At 57.6% G+C, this 22,770-nt stretch carries 9 protein-coding genes and 3 pseudogenes; 5 read left to right on the plus strand and 7 right to left on the minus strand.

Going from position 1 to position 22,770, the window contains the following annotated elements; genetic code table 11:
* Positions 1 to 30: 30 nt before the first annotated feature.
* Entirely contained in the window at positions 31 to 12,510 is a 12,480-nt protein-coding gene (locus ASD54_RS21715; protein WP_062556646.1) for a hybrid non-ribosomal peptide synthetase/type I polyketide synthase, read from the minus strand.
* 211 nt (positions 12,511 to 12,721) lie between these two features.
* Here ASD54_RS21715 and ASD54_RS21720 point away from each other — a divergent pair, with 211 nt between their 5' ends.
* Together ASD54_RS21720 and ASD54_RS26745 are read left to right on the plus strand one after the other, a co-directional pair.
* A complete protein-coding gene (locus tag ASD54_RS21720) occupies positions 12,722 to 13,717 on the plus strand; it encodes an AraC family transcriptional regulator (protein WP_062556647.1) in 996 nt (331 codons plus the stop codon).
* A gap of 160 nt (positions 13,718 to 13,877) precedes the next feature.
* Positions 13,878 to 14,196, plus strand: a pseudogene (locus tag ASD54_RS26745) (IS6 family transposase); the annotation flags it as partial.
* 29 nt (positions 14,197 to 14,225) lie between these two features.
* On the opposite strand, the pseudogene ASD54_RS21725 reads toward ASD54_RS26745, so the two are convergent.
* Positions 14,226 to 14,456, minus strand: a pseudogene (locus ASD54_RS21725) (type II toxin-antitoxin system Phd/YefM family antitoxin); the annotation flags it as partial.
* Between the two features lie 123 nt (positions 14,457 to 14,579).
* On the opposite strand from ASD54_RS21725, the pseudogene ASD54_RS27340 reads away from it, so the two are divergent.
* A pseudogene (locus ASD54_RS27340) lies at positions 14,580 to 14,945 on the plus strand (integrase); the annotation flags it as partial.
* A gap of 27 nt (positions 14,946 to 14,972) precedes the next feature.
* On the opposite strand, the gene ASD54_RS21730 reads toward ASD54_RS27340, so the two are convergent.
* The 5 genes from ASD54_RS21730 to ASD54_RS21750 all read right to left on the minus strand — a co-directional run bounded on the left by ASD54_RS21730 (position 14,973) and on the right by ASD54_RS21750 (position 21,144).
* Entirely contained in the window at positions 14,973 to 16,832 is a 1,860-nt protein-coding gene (locus tag ASD54_RS21730) for a methyl-accepting chemotaxis protein (RefSeq protein WP_348272049.1), read from the minus strand.
* Positions 16,807 to 17,706, minus strand: coding sequence for a cobalamin B12-binding domain-containing protein (locus tag ASD54_RS21735; RefSeq protein ID WP_062556649.1), 900 nt, complete (start codon positions 17,704 to 17,706; stop codon positions 16,807 to 16,809). The genes ASD54_RS21730 and ASD54_RS21735 overlap by 26 nt, the downstream gene beginning before the upstream one ends.
* 81 nt (positions 17,707 to 17,787) lie before the next feature.
* Positions 17,788 to 18,453 (minus strand): GntR family transcriptional regulator, encoded by a 666-nt coding sequence (locus ASD54_RS21740; protein WP_062556650.1) that lies wholly within the window; start codon positions 18,451 to 18,453, stop codon positions 17,788 to 17,790.
* A 33-nt stretch (positions 18,454 to 18,486) separates the two neighbouring features.
* Complete coding sequence (locus tag ASD54_RS21745) at positions 18,487 to 19,158, minus strand: GntR family transcriptional regulator (protein WP_062556651.1); 672 nt, start codon at positions 19,156 to 19,158, stop codon at positions 18,487 to 18,489.
* 90 nt (positions 19,159 to 19,248) lie between these two features.
* Positions 19,249 to 21,144, minus strand: coding sequence for a sugar phosphate isomerase/epimerase and 4-hydroxyphenylpyruvate domain-containing protein (locus ASD54_RS21750; RefSeq protein ID WP_062556908.1), 1,896 nt, complete (start codon positions 21,142 to 21,144; stop codon positions 19,249 to 19,251).
* A 206-nt stretch (positions 21,145 to 21,350) separates the two neighbouring features.
* On the opposite strand from ASD54_RS21750, the gene ASD54_RS21755 reads away from it, so the two are divergent.
* Together ASD54_RS21755 and aroQ are read left to right on the plus strand one after the other, a co-directional pair.
* Positions 21,351 to 22,181 (plus strand): transporter substrate-binding domain-containing protein, encoded by an 831-nt coding sequence (locus ASD54_RS21755; protein ID WP_062556652.1) that lies wholly within the window; start codon positions 21,351 to 21,353, stop codon positions 22,179 to 22,181.
* A 117-nt stretch (positions 22,182 to 22,298) separates the two neighbouring features.
* Entirely contained in the window at positions 22,299 to 22,763 is a 465-nt protein-coding gene (gene aroQ / locus ASD54_RS21760) for a type II 3-dehydroquinate dehydratase (RefSeq protein ID WP_062556909.1), read from the plus strand.
* Positions 22,764 to 22,770 lie beyond the last annotated feature (7 nt).

Here is a 22,770-nt window from a genome sequence, read left to right on the forward strand (position 1 = left end):
TCCTGTCCAATTCAGTCAAGAGCGTGGAATTTATCGAGCGTCCGGGCGACGGCGCTGCGCATTCAATTGGCGTGCGGCTCGGCGATGCCGCATTGTCAGGTCGCCCTCATCCGGTTTTGGAGACGCGTTGGGAGAGAGATATCCTGCCAATGCGCGAATGCTGGCGTGGGAGAACAGGGCCACCACCGGGAAATCTCGTTCCAGCGCCTGCCGCAACTTTTGGTGCAACCTGATCAAGGTCAGCGACGTCGCGCCAAGCTCGAAAAAATTGCGTTCCGGGTCCAGGGTGCCAAGTCCTGGTTCGGCACCCAGCAGCTGCGTGATCAACTGCTCCAGAGCAAGATCGGCTTCCTGCTCTGTCGTGACGGGTGCGCCCTCTGTCATGACGGGTGCGTCAGCGCTGACCTGCGGGGCAACGGCAGCCGGCACAGGTTGCCTGCCGCTGACCGGCGGCAGCAGTTCCTGCCAAGTTGTGTCGTCGGCTGAAAGGCGTTCCAGCATTTCGCAGTAAAGCGAAAAGACGCCGCCGATCCATTGAGCGTCGAACAATTCCTCAACATAATCCCAGTTGAACACCAGCTCGCCATTACGCTCGACGACCTGATGGTCGATCCAGACCTGCGGTGTCTGGGTAATCCCGCCGGTAAAGCGACCCAGCCAATCCGTCGTCGTGCCATCAGAGGCAGTGTTATCGACGCCGACCCCGCTGGTGAACACGACCGGCACGGCCAGAGCCTGTGCATTGCCGCCGCGCCGCGCCGCCTCGCGCATCACCCGCACGGCAGAGACCTGCGCATGCTCAAGATCCGACATCAACCGGTGCTGAAGCGCCTGTGCCACGTCCTTGAAGCTGCCGCCTGTGCGCGCATCGAAGGGCACCAGCAAAAGAGAGGTGAAATCGCCGACCAGAAGATCGATCTGCGGATGAATTTCTTCGCGCCGGAAAAGCGTCAGATTGAGGCTGAAGAAGTTTCCGCCGCCTGCCTGCCGCAGACTTGCGGCATAGGCTGCCAGCAGCGCGGCATTTGCCGATAGTCCGTTATGGGCAGCCCGCGCCCTGAAGCGCTCCCATCGATCAACCTCCAGCCTTGCCTCCAACCGGCAAAAGCGCGGCGGAGTTAGCGTTTCAGGTGAGCGGACCAATGCCAGGCTCGGACCGGCGGGAAGGTCAGCCAGCCGCTCGACCCAGTATTCGAGGCTGGTGGCAAAGGCTGGCGTGTTCTCCTGCTTCTGCCGATGCAGCACGACATCGCGGAAGGACAGTTCCAGCGCGGGCAGCACCGCATTTCGGTTGCGCGCAAGCGCTGCCCATTCCGAGAGCAGCATCACCATGCTGCGGCCGTCGCAAATCAGGTTGTCCAGGCTGATCAGCAAGCGGACGCTACCGGGAAGCTGTGCCGCTCTGATGTCGAAGAGCGGCCATTGCGCTGTATCGTAGACGCGATGGCTCATGTCGCGGCGCTGGCGTCTCAGCCACATGTCCAGTGCCTGTTCATCGCCATCCGGGATATCGCAGGTCATGAAGGAAAACACCGGAACACTGGGAAGAATGCGTTGTGCACCATCACCCTCGATCACGGCGCGCAGCATGCCGTGGCGTTGAACCAGCTTGTTCCAGGCCCAGTTCAACGCCTCGAGGGAATGCTCCGTCACGTCGATTTCCGCAAACAGATGCGTAGAGACACCTCCCAGGGGAAACAGCGGCTGGCGGCCGATGAAATAGGCCTGCTGTACATCAGTCATCGGGAAGGGCTTGAACTGATCGTGCAGATTTACCGTCAGTGCGGGAGTTTCAGCCCTAACGCTCCTGTCTGTCATCATATCGATGTGGGCGGCCAGCGCCTTTAGCTCCTGTAAGGAGAAGATGTCGCGCAGCGCCACCTTGCGGCCAAGCACCGAACGGATACGCTCCGCCATGCGAACCGCAATCAGACTATCACCACCGGCGGCGAAGAAGTTCGCATCACGGCCGATATCCTTGCGACCCAGCAGCTCCGACCATATCGAGGCCAGATCCCGCTCGGTCTGTGTGGCAAGGGCAGCAAGGCCCATTTCCACTATCCTGTCGTCATTCGGCATCGGTAGACGCTTGCGGTCCACCTTGCCATTGGCAGAAAGCGGCAGGCTCTTGAGCGGCATGAACTGACGCGGCACCATATAGCCCGGCACCATGCCTTCGAGATATCGCGACACCCGCTCCGGCTGAAATCTGGCCACTGACGCACTGTTGCGTGCAATCAGGACCTGGAGGTCGCCGTTCATGCCCGGATCGACTGCGCGGGCAGCCGCAAAGCCGGCAGCCTCCAAATGTACGCACCATTCCGCGCCACTTAACAGCGGCTGGCGACGAGCGCTTCTAAGATCGACAAGCGCACCGAAGCCGCGTTCGATCAATGCAGCAGTGACATCGATCATCGGACCGTTGGTGGTCAGTTCAACGGCGATCAGATGGCCGCCGGGCACCAGCAGGTGTCGGCAATTTGAGAGCAGGTGATCAATATTCTGGCCGCGATGCAGAGAGTTGAAGGCGACAATGACGTCGAACCGGTATTCAAGGGCTGATGGCGGCTCTGTCGACGGGTCAAGCACCTGCCAATCGATGCGGGGATCATCAAGCCCATCGGCGCGCGCCTCATCCAGCAGCAGCGGCGAAGGATCCGAGATGGTGACATTTGCCACTTCGGCATCAACCATCGCCAACCAATCGCGGGTGGCAGCGCCGCTACGCGCCCCGATCTCCAGGATGTTCAGCTTACGTCCGGCGGCATCCGCCATGGTCTGGATCACACTGCCAATGGCCTTGTGTGTGGCAATGGCACAGGGGTGCTGGCGCGCCAGTTTCTCAGGGCTGAGAAGGCCCTGGCGGTCATAGAAGACCTCCAGCGGATCGGTCTCGCCGCGTATCACCTCGAGCAATCGAGGCGCAATTTCCTCCAGCCTGCCTACAAGGGCTTCGGATATGCCAAGCGACAGGCCGCGTACCTGCAAAGCCTGCCAGGAGGCTGGCTCTAGGAGACCGATCCAGCGACCGTTTTCATGGCGGATCTTGCCGCTCTGCTCCAGCAAAGCCAGCCAACGTAGCAAAAGCCCATGATAATCTGAATGAAGGGCAATCTGTTCGACAATCTCAGGTCGAGAAAGGCTGGCATCGCCTTCGTCGAACAGCCCCGCCGCATGGAAGAATGCCGTAACGCAAGCGGCTGCAACATCCTTCTGCCATTCAGCGAAATCGCTCACAGAAGCGCTTGGGACGATAGGCGCAATGAACCGGTCGGCGGTTTCGCTCAATGTGGCTGCAATTCTCTCAGCCTCTTCGGGAACGGCAACTTCAATGCTGTGAAATGCCGCGTCACCCTCCTCCAGAAGCAGCCAGCCCATCAGCCTGCGACCGGTGTCATCTGAACCGATAACCCCGACAACGGCCTCCCGCACAGCTGGATGAGCGGTCAGAGCAGCCTCGATTTCGCCGAGTTCAATGCGATGGCCGGCAATCTTGACCTGCGTATCGCGTCTACCGAGAAATTCGATTGTGCCGTCAGGCCAATAGCGGGCCAAGTCGCCCGTCCGGTAAAGCCGCTCTCCGTCTGGATGGTGAATAAAGGCGGCATCCGTTCTTTCGGGATCGCTTTCATAGCCGATCGCAAGACCCATTCCCCCAATATAAAGATCACCGATCACCCAGTCCGGCCGATCCCGCAACCGGCCGTCCAGAACGCGATAGGACTGGTTCGAAAGCGGATAGCCGTAGGGAATGGAGCGCCAGGCAGGATCGACAGCCTTCACGTCGAACCAGTTTGACCAGATCGATGCCTCCGTTGCGCCTCCCATGGCAATCAGACGCGCCTGTGGCACAGCCTGGCGAAGATTTTCGGGAAGCTTGAGCGGTATCCAGTCGCCCGAAAGCAGCACCAGCCGCAGGCTCGAAAGCTTGCGCGACGCCTCACCCAGCAGCAGATCGCAGACCGCCGGTACCGAGTTCCAGACGGTGACCCCGTGCTCTGCCACGAGTTCAGCCCAATGCTGCGGATCGTGCGTACCCTCCGCATCCGGCAGCACGAGGGCGGCACCTGCGGCAAAGCTGCCGAAGAGATCGTAGACGGAGAGGTCGAAGCCAAGCGCGGAGAAGCCGAATATACGATCCTGCTGCGTCACCTCAAAGCGACGATTGATATCGAGCACCGTATTGCAAGCGCCGCGATGATCGATCAGCACGCCCTTTGGCTGGCCCGTGGAGCCCGACGTATAGATGACATAGGCATGATCGGTCGGCGAGCGGTCCGGCAGGGGCAATGCCGCCCCGCCACCCGCCTGCTCGCCCTCATCCGCGAACAGGATCTTGCCGGAGAATTCCGGCAGACGACCGGCAAGCCGCGCTTGCGTCAGCATGAGGCGGGCATTGCTTGCGGCCGCAATTCGTGCAAAGCGCGGCGAAGGCATGGCGGGATCAATCGGCACATAGACACCGCCCTGGGAGAGGATCGCAAGGCAGGCTGCCGCCTGCTCTGGCCCCTTTTCCATGGCAATGAATACGCGTTCGCCGCGCTCCAGTCCTGCTCCCTTCAGTCTGGACGCCAGACGCAGGGACCAATCCTTCAGCGCTGCATAGGTCCAACGGCCCTTGGCCGTGATCAGTGCGGTCGCATCTGGCAACCGTTCTGCCGTATCAAAGAAAAGCTGATCGAGCAGGCGGAGCGGCAAATCGCTATCGGTAGCATTCACCTGAAGTCGCACGGCCTTCTGTGCTGCGGGGCGCAGATCGCCAACCGGCTGTTCCCAGAGTGCCGTTTCATCGGCAAGTCGTTCAAGAAGCGTCTGGTAGGCCTGGAACATGTCCTCGATCATACCTGCGGGGAACAGGCCCTGGACCACATCCCAGTTGAACACCAGGGCGCCATCCTGTTCGGCGGCCTGATGATCGAGCCACACCTGTGGCGTCTGGGTGATTCCATAGACGTGGCGTCCGAAAACCTCGTTTTCGGAGGTTCCCTTGGTAGGGTCTTGCAGGCCGAGCTGGCTTGTAAACACCACCGGTGCCGTCAACTGGCCGCCATCGGTTCGCCCGCGATTGATGTCGCGGATCACATCCACAGCACTGTAGGAGCGATGTTCAAGCGATTCGAACATACGGCTCTGCACATCGCGCAAACGTTCCCGCAGCGGGTCGGCCCCCGCGCAATCAAGCGCAAGCAAGGTCAGGCAGGTAAAGTCGCCAACAAGGCGAGGAACATCGGCATGCGATGCCAGCCGGTCAAAGATCGTGAGATTGAGCGAGAAGCGCGCCTGGTCGCTCCAGGCGGAAAGCACTTCGCCAAACACACCGATCAGCAGGCCTGCCGGTGTTACTCCCACCGCTTGCGCACGCTCGCGCAATCTTTGCCACCGAGCCGCTTCCAGCCCCGCCTGATGCCGGACAAAGCGCGGATTCTTGATACGTTCCGGTGCCACCGCAAGAGGCAACTGCGGCGCTGGCGGAAGATCGGCCATGCGATCCATCCAGTAGGCGCGATCTCGCTCCCGTTGCGCGCGGGCGGCCTCGGATGGTGCAGCCTTCGACATGACGCAATCGCGGAAGCTGATTTCGAAAGGCTGCAGTCCCGCGGCTTGCGGACTTCCCGATGTGTAAAGCCTTTGCCATTCCTGCCAGATGATCTGGCTGCTCATGGCATCGTTGATCAGCATGTCTATTGAAATGTGCAGCCGGTCGCGCCCGCCGGGCAGACGGGAAATTCGGATGTCGAACATAGGCCATATGCCGGGGTCAAGTACCTGATGAGACAGTTCGTCCCGCGTCTCAAGCAGATGGTAAGCAATCGCGTCTTCATCGGCCCCGGTCAGGTCCTGGGTCGCAAAATGATAGGGCGGCACGTCAGGCAGAATGCGCTGATGACCGGTATCATCGACAATGAGCCTCAGCGCATCGTGACGCTTCACCAGAAGGTTCCAGGCAGTTTCAAGCCGCTCCAGATCCAGTGGGAATTCGGTTTCCGTTTCCAGATAGGCGTGGCATGCAATGTTTCCGAGCACATGTTCGGGATCGCGGCCAATCCAGTAGGCGTATTGCAGGTCTGTCAGCGGGAAAGGCAGATGCCGGTTTTGTACGTCTGCGATAAGTTGTACTTCCGGTTCCGAATTCAGCAATTCGGTCGTCTCACCCACCAGTCTGCACAAATAGGTCGAGAGCTTCCCCGGCGTGGCGTTTTCAAAAACGCCCCTGAGCGGGCAGGTAACACCAAGATCGCGTGATACGATGCGAGCGAAATCCATAACCAGAATGGAATCGAGTCCCAATCCGATCAAGTCGACCGCATCGGAAAGCGAGGATACATCCACTTTCAGCACATGTTGCAGCCGTTCGGTCACGAAGCGGTCGATGATCTCTGCGCGTTCCTGTGCAGAGAGCCGTTTCCAGTCAGGGCGAGCCCCTGTCTCCTGTGTCTGGACGCTGGGGGCGACATGCTCCAGCAGATTGCTGCGGCCAAACGCCCGGTAAAGCGGCGCGAATGCCGACCAGTCAACATCGACCGCCACCCAGTTTCCTGCGGACGTCTTGAGCAGCCGTTCCAGCGTTGCAACGCCGCGCGACGGCTCGAACTTGTTGATGCGCGCACGGCGCAGCAGATCGAGGAGATCGTCCTCCAGATCGGAAAGACCGCCCTTCCCGCCCCAAGGCCCCCAGGCGATGGCAAGACCGGGAAGCCCCTGAGCGCGGCGCATGCGCACCAGCGCATCCTGATAGGCATTGGCGGCACCATAATGGATCTGCAAGCGCGACCCCCAGATCCCTGAAATTGACGAGAACAGGGCAAACGTCGCGAGATCACGGCGCTCACGCGTCAGTTCGTGCAGAACCCATGCGCCATGGATCTTCGATTGTACGACGGCGCTGAACGCTTCGGCCGTGATGGTTTCCAGCGTATCGAACAAGCCAACGCCTGCGCAATGAAATACGCTGCGCAGCGGCAGGCCGCTCTGGTCTATCCTTTCGAAGACCGCCCCCATGGCGGCGATATCGGCAAGATCGACACGCTCGTAACGAAGATCGACACCGGCGAGGCGGTAGCGCTCGAATGTTGAGCGAGCCAATGCGCCAGGCTCTCCTCGACCGGTCACAACCAGATGGCGCACCCCGGAGGCAACGAGCCAGTCCATGAGATAGCCACCGATTGCGCCCGTTCCGCCGCAAACGAGATGAACCCCATCGCTGCTGAAGCCGTCCGGCATTTCCGTTGCGGCTTGTGCAACGGCGGGCTGGATTCGGGGTGATTGCCAGCCGGTCTTGTCCCTGCGTAACATATCCTGCGCTGCAAACAGCGTATCGAGGCAGGGCAGCAATTCGGCCAATGCTTCGGGTGGTTGCACGTCGGGAGCGATGTCGACAAGCAGCAGACTGATGTCCGGGCATTCTATAGCCAGCGATCGAACAACTCCCCAGAAGGCGGATTGCAGGGGATGCACAGTCGCTTCGTCCCCTTGCGCTCCCTGTGTCAGAATCAGCAGGCGCGAGCGACGCTGCGCCTGCTGGCAATCCTTGCAGTAGGAAACCAGAGACCAGAGGGCCGCGTCATCCGGAATACCGCCGCAGGCGAGCGCATCAAGCCAGACGCAAACAGCCTGCTGTTGATCCGCCGTCCCCCCCGGATTCAGATCAGGCGATATATGGGCAGTATCGAAACCGGCCTGTTGCGCCGTTTTCGAAAGCAGAGAAACCGTATCATCGGCGCCGCCAATGAAAATCAGCGGCGGGCGCTCCGCTCCTGCTTCTGGCAAGGTGACCGCATCCCATGAGACTCGGTAGAGCGGGAGCGGCTGGTCGCTATCGCGGTTCGGAGCCGGAAGGCTTCTGTTCACCGAATTTCCTGAAGCATAGTCGAGCCAGTAGGACTTATGAGCGAAAGGATAGAGCGGAAGATCTGCCGGAAGCGCTCGTTCGCCCCGGAAAACGGCCTCGGTATTAAAGGACATCCCCTGTCGGTAAAGCGCGGACAGGCTTCGGCGCACAGCCAGGCCAAGCCGGTCTTCCGGACCGGTACTTGCCAGGAAAAGACCCTCCGTCAGCCCGAGGTTTTGGGCCTCCCGTTGGGTCAGCATCGTCAGAACCGGACGTGGCCCGATTTCGATGAACGTATCGCACCCCCTCGCTATGGCCACCTGCAAGGCATCCGCGTAGCGAACCGGGCGTTCTGCATGTTGGCGCCAGTAAAGCGCGTCTGGCCCGCGATCGAGCACCTGCCCTTCAACGGTGGAAATAACGTCGATGCGCGACCTCTGCGCGTTTGCACTGCCTGCAAGCACCTCGAAAGCATCAAGCATCGGGGTCATCAGCTTGCTATGAAATGCGTGCGATACATGCAGCCGTCGCGCGCTGACGCCGCTGGAGTTGAAAGCCGCCTCTGCCCTTTCGATGGCATCAGCAGAACCGGCCAGCACCACATCTGTGGAACCGTTCACGGCAGCGAGCGAAATGCCGTGACTGTCTGCGTAACGCTGGGCCTCCTGTTCCGGGAGGCGCACAGCGAGCATGGCGCCGGGTTCCGACAGCCGCTGCATCAGCTTTCCCCGCAGAACCACGATCCGGGCGGCATCTTCCAGCGAAAGCGCGCCGCCGTGAACGAAGGCGGCAAACTCGCCTATCGAGTGGCCGATCATCGCGTCCGGTTCTATGCCGAAGCTGCGCCACAACCTGGCAAGGGCGTACTCGACCGCAAAGATAGCAGGCTGTGCAAATTCGGTATTCCGCAGCAGAGCATCGTCACCATGGAAGACGACTTGGGCAAGAGAGCGGCCAAGGTGGATGGATATCGCCTTGTCGGCGGCATCGAACGCCTCGCGGAATACAGGTTCGCATTCGTAAAGGCTGCGGCACATGCCAGGGAATTGTGAGCCCTGCCCTGTAAACAGAAACGCCACCCGCTTCGTTGAGGGCGTGCCGTTTGATGCCACGGCTCGTGTCAACTCTGCGCATAATGCGTTTGCATCTTCACCGACAACGGCAATCCGGTGCTCATGGAAATGTTCACGATGGAATGCCGCACCGTTCGCAAGGGCGTTGGCGTCGGCAGCGGGGACCGAAAGCCGTGCGATATAGTCATCTCGCAAGGTCTCGATCGCATCGCGGCTTCGCGCCGAGAAAGCAAGCAGAGGCGCGGGCATAAGAGATGAAGGCTGTGCCGCGGGCAAAAGATCCGGTGCCTGCTCCAGCAGAATATGGCCGATCGTTCCGGCAAAGCCGAAGGATGTCACACCGGCACGACGCCGCTCGCCTCGTTTGGGCCAGGCCGTGCCGGAGGTTGAGAGAACGGCGGGGATCTGACTGAGATCGATCTGCGGATTGACCTCTTTCAGATGCAGGTGTGGCGGCAGATAACTCACCTGAAGCGCCAGTACTGTCTTGATCAGACCGGCTATTCCGGCTCCTGCTTCCAGATGGCCGATATTGGTCTTGACCGATCCGAGATAGAGCGGATCGTTGTCAGCCCTGCCCGCAAAGACATCTCGCAGCGCCTGATACTCGATGGGATCACCCAGCCGTGTGCCCGTGCCGTGAAGTTCGATGTAATCGACATCCAGATTACTCCAGCCAGCGCGATCCAGCGCACGCTCCAGCATGCGCCGCTGCGCTTGCGCATTGGGAGCAGAAAGGCCCGCACTCGCTCCATCCTGTGCAAGAACACTTTCCCTGATGACCGCTCGGATGGGGTCTCCATCCCGCAGGGCATCGGACAGACGTTTGATCACCACAACGCCGATACCCTCTCCTCGCACATATCCATCGGCGGACGCATCGAAAGTTTTGCATTTGCCGTCCTGCGCCAACATGCTTGCGCGCGACAGAACCAGATCGATCTCCGGTAGCATCTGGAGCTTGACGCCACCGGCTATCGCCATGCCGCACTCGTTCAGTCGCAGGGACTGGCATGCATAATGAACCGCAGCATGCGATGCGGAGCAGGCAGTATCGACGGCCATGCTGGGGCCATGCCAGTCAAAGAAGAAGGAGAGCCTTCCGGCCGCGGCAGCAAACGCGGTGCCCGTTCCATAATAGGGATCGAGATGTGAACGATCACCCGTCGCAAAGGGTATGTGACCGTAATCTCCTGTCCCGATGCCAATGAAGACGCCGGTATCGGTGCCACGAATGTTCGAGGCAACAATGCCTGCATCCTCCAGCGCATGCCAGGTCGCTTCCATCAACAAGCGTTGTTGCGGATCAGTATTGATCGCCTCACGCGCGCCGATGCCGAAGAAGGCTGCATCGAAGCCATCCACGCGTTGCAGGCAAGCACCAAAGCCCGGAATTTCCTGCTCAGGCGCGAAGCGGTCTGCTTTCAGGGGCCGAACGGCGTCGCCCCCTTTCAGCAGCCATTTCCAGAAAAGTTGCGGATCGGCGAAATCTTCGTCGCCGCCGGGAAACAGGCAGGAAAGCCCAATGATCGCAAGCGGCTCCGCGGCAGGCGTTCTGGAAGGCGCATCGCGAATGTTCGGTGTTGGCGACGCATCGTCCCGGCGCATCAACCAATCGACCAGAGCGTCGACATTTGGGTGTTCGAACAGAAGACCTTCGGGCAGGCGCACGTCGAAGCGCCGCTCAAGCTCGGCAATCGCCTGCAGAGCTGCCAGTGAATCAAAGCCGAGTGAGAAAAGGCTCGCCTTCGAATCGATTGACTGCGCTGCTGCCGGTCCGAGAACCTTGCGTACAATCAGCAGAACTTCGGCCTGAAACAGAGCGCGGTGATCCAGGGCCGGTTTTGCCTCTGCTTCCGCCTTGCCCCCCTGCCCGATTGCTTCAGCCAGAACCAGCGAGCGCTCCTGATAGGCCCGGCGCATATCCGCACGGCGAACTTTCCCGCTGGTCGTGCGCTTCAAGGTGCCCTTGCGGATCAGCACCACGTCGTGCAAAGCAATGCCATGCTCGCGCGCGATGACATCCCGAATGACGGCGGTGATGTCAACCGCGTCGAATGTGTCGTTGCGTCGAACTTCCTGTACGATGACGACCTTTTCCGCGACGTCTTCGCCAGTGATGGAGAAGGCTGCGGCAGAGCCACCGACAATATTGGGATGCGCACCGGCAAGGCTTGCCTCAAGATCGTTCGGATAATGGCACTGCCCCCGGATGATCATCATGTCTTTCAGACGGCCGGTCACATAAAGATGACCGTCAAGGACGAAACCGAGATCGCCGGTTCTGAGGTATCCGCCGTCTGCCTGATCCGGTTGCGCTGGCCTTGCCTTGAAGGTTTCTGCCGTTGCTTGCGCCTTGTTCCAGTAGCCCCACGCAACATGATCCCCCGCCACCCAGATTTCGCCAACCTCTCCTTCATTGAGGGGCTCCAGACTCTGCGGATCTATGATTCTGACGTCCTGCCCGTCTCGCTCCGCTCCGTTGGACACATAGGTCCGGCTTGAAGCTGCATTCTCCAGCACCTCCACAGCTTTGCCGCCTTCCAGGGCATTGCAATCCACGGCCTGGAAACGAGGCCCGGACATATCGAAAGAGGTCGTAACCAGAAGCGTTGCTTCCGCCAGGCCATAGGCTGGTCGAATTGCCTCCCAGCGCAGCCCGTGAGGGGCAAATGTTTCATAGAAGGCCTTGATCTGCCGGGGCAGCACGGGTTCCGCCGCCGGAACGAAGCTTTCCAGCGCGCTGAGATCGAGATCGCGGCAACGCACGGCATCGTATTTTTCAACGCAGGCATCCATGGCAAAGGCAGGCCCAGGCAGCATGCCCGCTCTTTCCTGTGCGGCAACCTCCAGCCAGTTGAGCGGATCCACCACGAAGGAGCCAGGCGACATCATGATGGCCCGTCCGCCCGCAGCAAGCGGAGCCAGAACACCCATGATCAGGCCCATGTCATGAAAAAGCGGCAACCAACTCGCGACGACCGGGCGTTCTCTCGGCGCAAGCAGGCCTTTGATGAAATCGAGATTACGCATCAGCGGCGCGTGCCCGTTGACGACTCCCTTCGGATCACCAGTGGAGCCGGATGTGTATTGCAGGAAGGCGGTGTCATCCCCGTCCGGCATGTTTCCCCGCCAGTTGCATTCTGCCTGCGGCGGATCAAGGACAACCAGCTTGGCACCGATCTCCTCGCCAAACGTCAAAATGGCAGCTTCTGAATCGCGAAGGACTTCAGCCGACGTGATGATGACCGATGGGCGGCAATCGGCGGCAATCAGCCGGATTTTTTCTATGACGCGTGCCACACGGGCCGTTCCGGGCAGGTTTACAGGCACACCGACCATGCCAGCATACATGCCACCGAGAAGGGCAACCATGTAGTCCAGCCCCGACGGCAGCAATATCAGTGTGCGGTCACGCGGTGAGGCGATTTGCAGCAGACGGGCCGCAAGACCGCGAGCGGTCGCGGAAAGCTGTGTATAGCTCATGGTTTGCGGTGCGGCACCAGCAACAGCACGGTAATCGAGCGCAATATCCTGCCCGCGCAGCCGTGCCCAATACTCTATGCTGGAGACAATTGTCGGGATTTGAGAGCTATGAACAGATGACATGGGCGAACTCCAACGAACATGCAGTGCAAGCCCTGGCAGGGGCGCGGAACCACACTTTAAAACCTTGACATTTTCACTCAAGAAATACAGACCGGTGAGCGGAACGCCACCATGATCGGGGCGCTTGTTGTCCTGATCGGGTCAATTTTCTCGTGGGTGCCTCAACGGCCTCAAGACAGTTGTTATTTGAATTCTCGAAAGGAAATGGCAGATGACGCTAAACTTCGAGGAGCGCCTGCTAAAGCAAGCCCAGCTTGAAACCCTGCTGCCGGTACGGCGCGCAAGTCAGGCTGAACTGGCTGACGTGGAGATCGACGGTGATTTCCGTCGTCTGGGTATACGCGATGGTCTGGAAGTCTCGATTTACGATCTGGTTCTCAACGCGCCTTTTAGGCGCAAGGTCGTTTCCGATGCCGGCCTGACAATGGTTTTCCTCACGAACGCGGCTGGAGCAAGCCTGATCAGACCTTGCGCGGGCAACGCTGCCGAAATCCGGCTGGACTATGACGCGCGCACCGCGATCATGATCTACTCTGATCGGGACCTTGGGGGACAATACGACGTTCCGGCGAACACACGCTTTAGCGGCGTGGAAATTCGCGCCACCGACGCGTTTCTTCGACGGCTCGATGTGATCGAGACATTCCGAAATGCGCGAGACAGTCATCCCCTCACCCTGGCCACGAACAAAGCCATCTGGATCGGCCGCTTCCCGATTACGTCCACGATCGAGGCTCTCGTCTCGCATTTAATGACATCAGGCCTTGGACAAAAGCGCGACGATCTATCAATGGAGGCACGTAGTCTTGACCTGCTGACAGCCTCCATATCCGTCATGCGCGAACCGTTGTTCTGCCAGAAAACGAAATTCCTGCGAGACACCAATGCCTTGCTGAAGGCAAAAACCATTCTCTTGCACAATCTGGATAAGGCATGGACGATTCATGATCTTGCCCGACAGGTCGGGCTTAGTGAAAAACGTCTGAAGGAAGGCTTCCGCCAGCAGTTCGGCTTGCCTGTCTACAGCTTCCTCCAGAAGTCGCGGATGGAAGAGGCTCGAGCAATACTGGCGCAGAAGGACAGCACGGTCACAGAGGTCGCGTTGGCCGTTGGCTACGCCAACCCGAGCCGCTTTTCCCAACTCTTCCTGCGCCAGTACGGCATGACGCCTTCGGTATTCAAGCTGCAGGGCCATACTGCCCGATGAACTGGCCGTGGAGGATGCCGGTGTCTGATCTACGGTGGCTTTGATGATGTAGACGCCAGCGGGCTCTGTTGCAAAAACTCGATTTAAGGGCGAAAGAGCGCTGACAGTTTTCTGCGAGAGTTTTAGGAAGCGATTTTAAGTGGCGCTATTTTAAGGCGAGATTATTTCATGGGCGGTTCGCTGGTATTGCCGCTATGGGGTGATACCGCGATCTTGAGCATATGATGGGTGAAAAAGGCGCACCTGTTAGCCATTCGACGATCTATGAATGCGTTCAAAACTATGCGCCAGAAAAAGGCAGCAAAACGATTTCTCGCTAAGGCCCTAAATGGCCTCAAGAATCGGGAGAAGCCAACCATCATCAACACCGACAATGCACCTACCAACGGCATCGCGATCGCAAAGCTGATGGCGAAGGCAAATGCCCTAAGGAACTGATGCACCCGCAGGTCGAATTTTCGAACGATGTCGTCGAAGCCCGCAGCAGGCTTGGGATGGGCAACTTCGGCAAGCTAGGCTCCATTGTCGAAGCTTCGATCGTGGCGAGCTCGTCGTCACTGATAGCTGCCGCCAGATCGATCCGCCGATCTCGCTTGACGAGACGAAGGTAATCTTAGAAGTCCGTCAGGCCCGTGCGCGGCCGGCCGTTCTTAGTAGTGATCACCGGCTCACGGACTGCGGCGTCCTGGTAGGTGCCAAAATTCTTCGAAACCGCAGCGGCTGTCACAATCGACGTCATTGCGGATCTTCTTTGTTCCGAGATATACGGGCTTTCTGGAATTTTCCGATCAATCTTATCGACGTGGAGGGTCGCGATAATGCCAAAGTTGACAATAGCCTCGTCAAGCAACACTCCTGTATCGCGCCGGAAGCATTCCTGCTGAAGTTTGTTGCCCATCATCTCTGGGATCCGGAAAAGCGTCTTACGGATCCGGACCACGGCATGCCGGGTGATTTCGATTCCAAGCTTCGCACTCAAGGTTTTTCCGGTCATCCGGTCCACATGTGCCGGACACGGTGCGTCGGCGACTATGGACCTGATCGACGCTGACAGAGTGGCAAGGACTTGATGGAGCTTTGCCTCTCCTGCGCTCAAGGCCGCCATTCGACTGGCAATAGTGCGACTCCGCGGCCGAGGAAGCGCAAAGGTGTGAAAGCCGCAATCGGACACGTCCTATCTAAACTCGTCTCGAACTGCAGCACAGGCAGTCTGCGCGATATCAGGGAATGAAGGCGAACTGAACTTATGCCGCCTCTAGGCGGCGCGATGATATCCTGTTCTGACATTGTTGCGCGTGGTCTGGCCGAGATCGAAGGACGCCATCATTGAGCGGAGTGTTTGCGTCTCATGCTCCAGTGTGGCTGCAGCGGCGCTGCTTTCTTCAACCATGGCAGCATTCTGTTGAGTTGCCTGATCCATACTGTTCACCGCACCATTCACCTCTGAAAGTCCCGTTGATTGCTCCCTGGCGGCGGTGGAGATGGCCACCACATGATCATTGATCTGAACAATGAGATCGCTGATTGTCTGCAACGCTCCGCCCGTATCACGCACAAGCTTCACACCTGTGGCGACTTCGCCGGTCGAGTTCTGGATAAGGTCCTTGATCTCCCGTGCAGCCTTGGCCGAGCGCTGCGCCAACTCACGCACTTCCTGTGCAACGACAGCAAAGCCTCTGCCTGCTTCGCCCGCCCTTGCCGCTTCGACACCCGCGTTCAATGCCAGCAGGTTTGTCTGGAACGCGATTTCATCAATGACACCGATTATACTCGAGATCTTAGACGAGGACTCTTCGATCTTGCTCATGGCATCGACCGCCTTGGCGACGACCTCGCCAGATTGTTGCGCGCTTGTTTTCGCAGTCCCCGCAACGTCGCGTGCTTCCTGCGCACGTTGAGCAGATACACCAACGTTGGATGTAATCTCCTCAAGCGCCGCAGCTGTTTCTTCCAGGCTCGCCGCCTGCCCCTCGGTACGACTTGAGAGAGCCGAGACACCTTCCGAGATCTCGCGCGTGCCCTGGGTGATGATCTCGATACTGCTCGAAATCTTCTGGAAGGTCTCGCACAGCTGGCTCACCGACTGGTTCAGATCATGCCGTAAAAATTCGAATTCCGGAGCGAAAGGCTGGGAGAGCTTGAAGGCGAAATCTCCAGAGCAAAGACGTTTCAAGGCTTCCCCGAGTTGACCCACGGTCTGGACGCGCGCTGTCACGTCGGTCGCAAACTTTACGACCTTCACGACCTTGCCATGGATATCGAGAATAGGATTGTACGAGGCGGAAATTGTCACTTCCTGCCCGCTTTTGGTCCAGCGTTTGAACTCAGCAGCCTGATAGCGTCCCTCGCGCAGTTCTTTCCAGAAATGCTTGTATTCCTCCGTGGCAGAAAAGCCCTGCGCGACGAAAATGCTGTGGTTTTTGCCAATGAGCTCCGCCGTGGAGTACCCCATGAGTTTGAGAAAGTTCTCATTGGCTCCCATGATGTTGCCATCGACATCGAATTCGATGATAGCCTGCGATCGGCTGATGGCTGCGATCTGGGCAGCATAATCGACATTCAGAAGCCGTGCCTTTGCATCGGCCCACTCGACCACAAAGCCCGCAAGCTTCTCCCGGTTCATCAAGGGCGTAACGACAAGATCGAAGATGAGCCCGCCAACCCGGATGGTCGCGCTGTGCCGATTACGGAGACTGTTCAACATATTCCGTTGATGAGACGGGTTCTTGTGAAAGACGTCTATGTTGCTGCCAATCAGTTTATCGACACTGAAGCGGGGTAGATCCTTCTTCAGATCGCTCTCCGCTTTCTTAAGCAGTTCGATGACTGAAGGATTCATGTAGACAATATTGAAGCCCGCATCGGCAATCATCACGTTAGCCTGTAACGCGTCGAGCGCAAAATCCTTGACTGCTGATTTCAGTTTGAAAACTGACGCAACGCCCATTTCTACTCCCTCATTTTCAAACACAGATGCTTTATGTGAGTGGATTATAGTATACAAAAATTGAAAATACACTAACCAATCGCCCCAACGTATATGTTTACGCATGAAATTTACCAGAAAACTAATGGATAAGAAGTTATACTCAGCTATCGAAAGATGGTTGTTCAATCAAAACAAGATATTCGATCAGATCTTCTAAGGCATTTAGGATAATGCGGCGTCGTGAACTTACGAGTGTCTGCGTTGGCGCCCCACCGACGATAATCACCGCTTCAGGACCGATGCATTCCTCCAGTTTGTTTAGATAACTGTTCAGGCGCGTCGGGGAGTAGCTGCTTGTACTCAGGCATATGTAGCGCGCCGAGTAACGAATGCTTAGACGGGCAACCTCCGCGGCAGGCAAGTCTGGTCCAAGGTAAAGCACGTTCCAGCCATTTCGTCTGGCCAGGATTGCGGAGCAAAGGGCGCCAAGTTCATGACTTTCACCTTCCGGCGTTGTCGCCAAGATCCATGGCGCTGCTCCGGCCGCTGGGGACAGCGAATCAAGTTTGCCCAAAAGGATGCGTTTGACGCACGCTGTCACGAAATGCTCGTCGGCAATCGAAACCTTTTTCCCGGCCCAAAGTTTTCCAACCTCATGCATGAGGTATGGAACAGTGTGGAGAAGGAAATTGTCGACGCTCTGCTGTTCGGCAAGCGGGATCAACCAGGCTTCGAACTCTCCAAGCCTACGGGAGATCAGCAGGTCGAGGCCTTCGCCCAATCCGGCTTCGGCATTGATTTTCCGCTCGAGGCGATAGAGTTCATCCAGCGAGTACCCGACCAGATTACCGATGCGGTAGCCTGCATCACTGCCTTTCTTCAACAGGCGGAAACGCTCTGCCTGCTCGAACGTGTAAAGACGCCGTTTTGATTCTGTCCGGCATTCTGGGGTGAGACCATAGCGCCGCTCCCAGGCGTGAATAACGAGCTTCGTGATGCCCGCATGCTGCATGAGCTGGCTCAGGTTCAGAAGTTTATCGTCAGGATCGAGTGGCTGCACGTCGAATCAGGCTGCAAAGTGGACCGACTCGATTATGTTCCACGGACTTGAGATAGGAAAGCTTGCCTTTCCAAGCTATGATCAAAACAGATGTCCGATGGATTGCATGCCGTTCAGAACATGCTGAGAGATGATTTTTCGTGCGGCTTCCACGTCCTTGGCAAGGGCAGCGTCAAACAACTGCTTGTGATCTAGCGCCACCGCTTCTCCGCGAAAGCTTCTTGCCAGAAGATGATATCGAAGGAATCGATCAAAGACAGATGACAAGTTTGCCATCAGGGTGATGGATCCACAGGCAGACACTATTGAGCGATGAAATTCCCAATCATATCGCACCCACTCGATAGTCCGGGACACATCACCTGACAGCAGGATCCTTTCTGCGGCAGAAAGCTTGTGATAGGCCTCCACAATGCGTCCCTCCCACTCCAGATCACCCGCTGGAAGTGAGGTCTGCATGGCATGGGTTTCCAGCACGATCCGCAAATCGGCCAGCTCGCGCAACTCGCGACGCGATGTAGGACTGACCTCGAAACCTTTCTGACCTTCGGCCCGCACGAGGTTTTCCGCAGCGAGGCGGCAAAGAATCTCGCGCATCGACGATACGCTGATCGAATAGCGCTCTTTCGCCTGCTCCAGCTTGATCTTCGATCCTGGTTTCAGCACACCTGAAATGATATCGGCACGAACTTTGCGCAGAACCACGTCACTGATGGTATCGATTGTCTCGCCGTCAGCATTTTGCATGAGCGCTTCCTTGGAGTGGAGAAATGGAAATCGTCAGCGCTCCAACCGGTTTCGAGCAAGAGCATGCTCGACGCCGCCCTGGATATGGGTCACCAGGATGGCTTTCGCGGTATCTTTGTCACGCTTGAGCGCGGCATTGAGAAGGTCTCGATGCTCAAGCGCTGCAATTTCGCCACGATAGGATAGCGCAACCATCTGGTAGCGCAAATATTTGTCGAAGACAGAAGCGTGCGTATCCATCAGTAACTTGGATCCGCAAGCAGATATCAACGCCTGATGGAACTCCCAGTCATAGCGCTTCCAGTCTTCTGCCTGTGTGGTATCGCCAGCGGCCATGATCCCTTCCATGCGGGAAAGCTTGTAATGAGCAGATACCAGTCTGGCCTCCCAGTCCACACCACCGTGTTCGAAGGATTGTTCAAGGGCATGTGTCTCAAGAAGTAGCCGAAGTGCCGCAATCTCTCTGAGATCTGCTTCCGAAATAGGCGCGACCTCAAAGCCTTTCTGTCCCTCGGCAAGAACAAGCCCCTCCGAAGTCAATCGGTTGAGGATTTCACGCAGCGTGCTGACACTGGTGCCGTAGATTTCTTTCAGGCTCTCAAGCTTCAGTTTCTGGGCCGGCGCAAGGCGACCAAAAATGATATCGGTGCGGATACGCTTGTAACCGCTCTCGGCAACGGAATCAGGATTGGCTTTCTGAAGCAAGGGAGATCTCTGGTATTTTGATGATCATCCTACATATCACAAAACTGCTGCTTCTCAAGCGCACTTCATTGCAGGGCACCAAATCCAGCATCAGGTTCTCGGGACGCCTTCAGGCCTCATCTGGCGCTTCAAGGCGGCAATTCTGAAAATCGCATTCGGTGCGCCGTAGCCACAATAGTTCCGACGCTCCACAATCTCGAAGAAGAACCCCTCCCCGAATGTCCGGCTGTAGATCTGGAAGTATTCGCCATGCTCATCGCGATCATACAGGATGTTTTCGGCTTTCAAGCGTTCCGTGAGGTCAGGATCCAGTCCGAACCGCGCCTCGACGTCACCGTAATAATTGGGTGAAATGGAGAGGGTCTCGAACCCGTTCTGGCGCAACGCGGCTGCTGTCTGAAAGATGTCGCTGGTGCTGAAAGCCAGATGCTGAACTCCAGAGCCGAATTTTTCGGCGATGAAGTGTCCGGCAAGCGTCCGGCGATTTTCAGCCCCATTCAGGGTGATGCGCAGATTTCCGTTCGCATTTTCAAGTGCCTGGCTCCGAACAACACCCGCCGGGTCTATGATGTCGACCATCGGCGTTTTGTGAAGGTCGAAGATCGAGGTGTAGAACAGGAGCCATGTCAGCATTTCGTCATAAGCGACGGTCTGCGCGACGTGATCGACCTTCAGCAGATTGGCAGGCGTAACCGGCACATTGGTCTCTTCCTCCACCGCAATGAAATCGATCTCGGCAAAGCGACCGAGTTCACTCTGTCCGTCAATGAGATAGATAAGTCCGCCACCGACACCTCGGATCGCGGGAATGGACACCTCACCGGCCGATACCGGCTGTACGAATTGCTCGGCACCCAGCGCCAATGCACGCTGCAAGGTATCCTGAGCGTTCTTCACCGACAACGCCATCGCATAGGCGGAGGTGCCATGAACAGCGAATGATGTGCTGGCAAAACCCTCCTCTTCTGTATTCACAAGCAGCCGAATCCCACCTTGTTCGTAAAGCGAAACCTGCTTGCTGCGGTGAACCCGGGTCTTGCGAAATCCCAGTGTCTTCAGAATCTGAGTGAGGTTGGCAGCGTCGCGCGCGTCGGCGGAAAACTCGACAAAGGCGACACCTTCAACATCTGACCGTTCCGGCATGATCGGTGTCGTGAGGGTCTGGTTTCGTTGCAGGCGCCGCACCTGGTCACCGAGGTATATCAGAGATCGATGACCGTCTGCCGCGATTGGCCTCGTTGCCCCACCTCGGAACTGATCGTTGAAGATTTCGAGGGAGAAATAGTCATCATAGCCAGTGTCGGCTATGGCTGCCGTGAAAGCGGTAACGGGCAGATCGCCCTCACCCGGCATGTTCCTGAAATGCCTCGACCAGTAAAGCAGGTCCATATCGATGAGCGGGGCATCCGCCAATTGTACGATAAAAATCTTTTCCTTCGGTATGGATCGGATCGAATTGATGTCGATCTTCCGCGACAGACTGTGAAAACTATCCAGGATGAGCCCAACGGACGGGTGATCTGCTCGGCGGACGATTTCCCATGCATCGCGGTGGTCGTTGATGTGACGCCCCCATGCAAGAGCCTCATAGCCAACCCTTAGACCACGCTTCGCGGCTCTTTCGCCCAATTCGTAGAAGTCAGCAGCAGCCCGATCAATCCCACCGAGCGACACCGGTGACACATTGGAGCAGACCAGAACCAGATCGGTTCCGAGTTCCTGCATGATGTCGAACTTGCGTTCGGCTCGGTCGAAAGTTCGCTGCCGGTGCGATTCCGGCATGCCTTCGAAGTCGCGAAAGGGCTGGAAAAGGGTGATCTCGAGACCAAGATCACGCGCCATGCGTCCCACCTCCGCCGGACTGCCGTCGAATGCAAGGAAGTCGTTTTCAAAGATTTCAACACCGTTGAAGCCGGCTGCGGCGATTGCCTCCAGCTTTTCGGGAAGTTCTCCGCTTATGGAGACGGTAGCAATCGAGGTTTTCAAGGCATCCTCCCGCTTGCAGCCAAGCTCGTCAATTCGAGAATGGACAAGATATGAGTTTATGAAATCCATATTTAGCGTTTCGATGTCAATGTGAAAGCATGTTTCATCATAGATTTTTAAAAAACTATGTTGATTTGATGTGTGACTCATGCCAATCCTTACCCGTCAGCAAGGGAGTGCTGCCTGCACAGCTTAGGAGGAGCAAGATGTTTGAGATGAAGTTGAAGCGCCGGAGCGCGCTGTTGGGTGCGGCGGGTCTGTTGGCCGCCATGTCTTTTGCGGGCACCGCTGCGGCCATCACGCCCGAGGAGATCAAGGCAAAGGGCAAGCTCGTTGTTGGCATCCAGGGCGACAATCCTCCGTGGGGCTTCGTTACCAGCGGTGGCAAGCAGGATGGCTTCGATGCCGATATGGCGACTCTGTTTGCCAAGGAATTGGGCGTTCAGGTCGAGTTCGTACCGCTTGAAGTCAACAACCGCATCCCGGCTCTGACATCGGGTCGCGTAGACGTTCTTTTCGCGACCATGGCAATGCTGCCCGACCGCGCGAAGGCCGTTCAGTTTTCCAAGCCCTATAATGCCAATGCCATTGTTCTGATCGGTCCCAAGGACAAGTCTATCAAGACGAATGAAGACATGGCGAACATGACGATATCGGTCGCCAAGGGCGCGGCTCAGGATACGCAGGTTACGAAGAACGCGCCGGCTTCTGCCACCATCCGCCGCTACGATGGCGATGCGGCAAGCATTCAGGCACTCGTGTCCGGTCAGGCTGAAGCTCTGGGTGGCAACATCTTCTACCTGGATCGCGTCGAGAAGGCTGCGCCGGGCAAATTTGAAAACAAGCTTGAGTTCCAGAAGCTGTACAACGGTGCATGCACGCGTTTGGGCGAGAAGGAACTGAATGCAGCGCTGAATACCTTTATCGACAAGATCAAGGCTAATGGCGAGCTTCAGAAAATCTACGACAAGTGGATGAAGGTCCCGGTTCCGCAGTTCCCGGAAAGCATCGAAGGCATTCCGTTCACGGCAAAATAACGCCCCTGAACCTCGATTGGAAACACCATTGTCGGCATCCGTGAACGATGCCGACAATTGCAGCCCGCTGCCTTGATTTTCGATGCGCGCTCGCTGTCGTCTCCTGCGGAGCATATTATGAGCAATACAATTTTCGTGCTGAACGGCCCTAACCTGAACCTTCTGGGAGAGCGGGAGCCGGCAATCTACGGGACAACAACCCTTGCCGATATCCATCGCGCCTGTATCGAACGCGCTGCGCCCTTGGGTTTCGAGATCGATTTCCGGCAGACGAACTTCGAGGGCGAACTGATCGAGGCGGTCCACGCCGCCAGACGGGAGGCCTGCGGGATCATCATCAATCCGGCAGGATACACGTTCACCTCGGTCGCCCTTCTGGACGCGCTGAAGATGTATGCCGGACCGAAAATCGAGCTACATATATCCAATGTGCATGCGCGCGAGAGCGTTTATCACAATTCTCTCATATCGCGCGTTGCGACCGGCATCATGATCGGTTTTGGTGCCAGAGGTTATGAACTCGCAATCGAGGCAATGGCGGGCATGGTGCAGGCGCCTGCCGCGATCGGCAAGGCCTCCTAGGATCGCC

It is taken from the genome of Rhizobium sp. Root149 (genome assembly GCF_001427345.1).
Taxonomy (GTDB): domain Bacteria; phylum Pseudomonadota; class Alphaproteobacteria; order Rhizobiales; family Rhizobiaceae; genus Neorhizobium; species Neorhizobium rhizoryzae.

Coding starts and splice junctions, on each gene's coding strand:
- aroQ (WP_062556909.1), top strand. CDS start 22,299: ATGAGCAATACAATTTTCGTGCTGAACGGCCCTAACCTGAACCTTCTG.
- ASD54_RS21740 (WP_062556650.1), bottom strand. CDS start 18,453: ATGCAAAATGCTGACGGCGAGACAATCGATACCATCAGTGACGTGGTT.
- ASD54_RS21755 (WP_062556652.1), top strand. CDS start 21,351: ATGTTTGAGATGAAGTTGAAGCGCCGGAGCGCGCTGTTGGGTGCGGCG.
- ASD54_RS21715 (WP_062556646.1), bottom strand. CDS start 12,510: ATGTCATCTGTTCATAGCTCTCAAATCCCGACAATTGTCTCCAGCATA.
- ASD54_RS21720 (WP_062556647.1), top strand. CDS start 12,722: ATGACGCTAAACTTCGAGGAGCGCCTGCTAAAGCAAGCCCAGCTTGAA.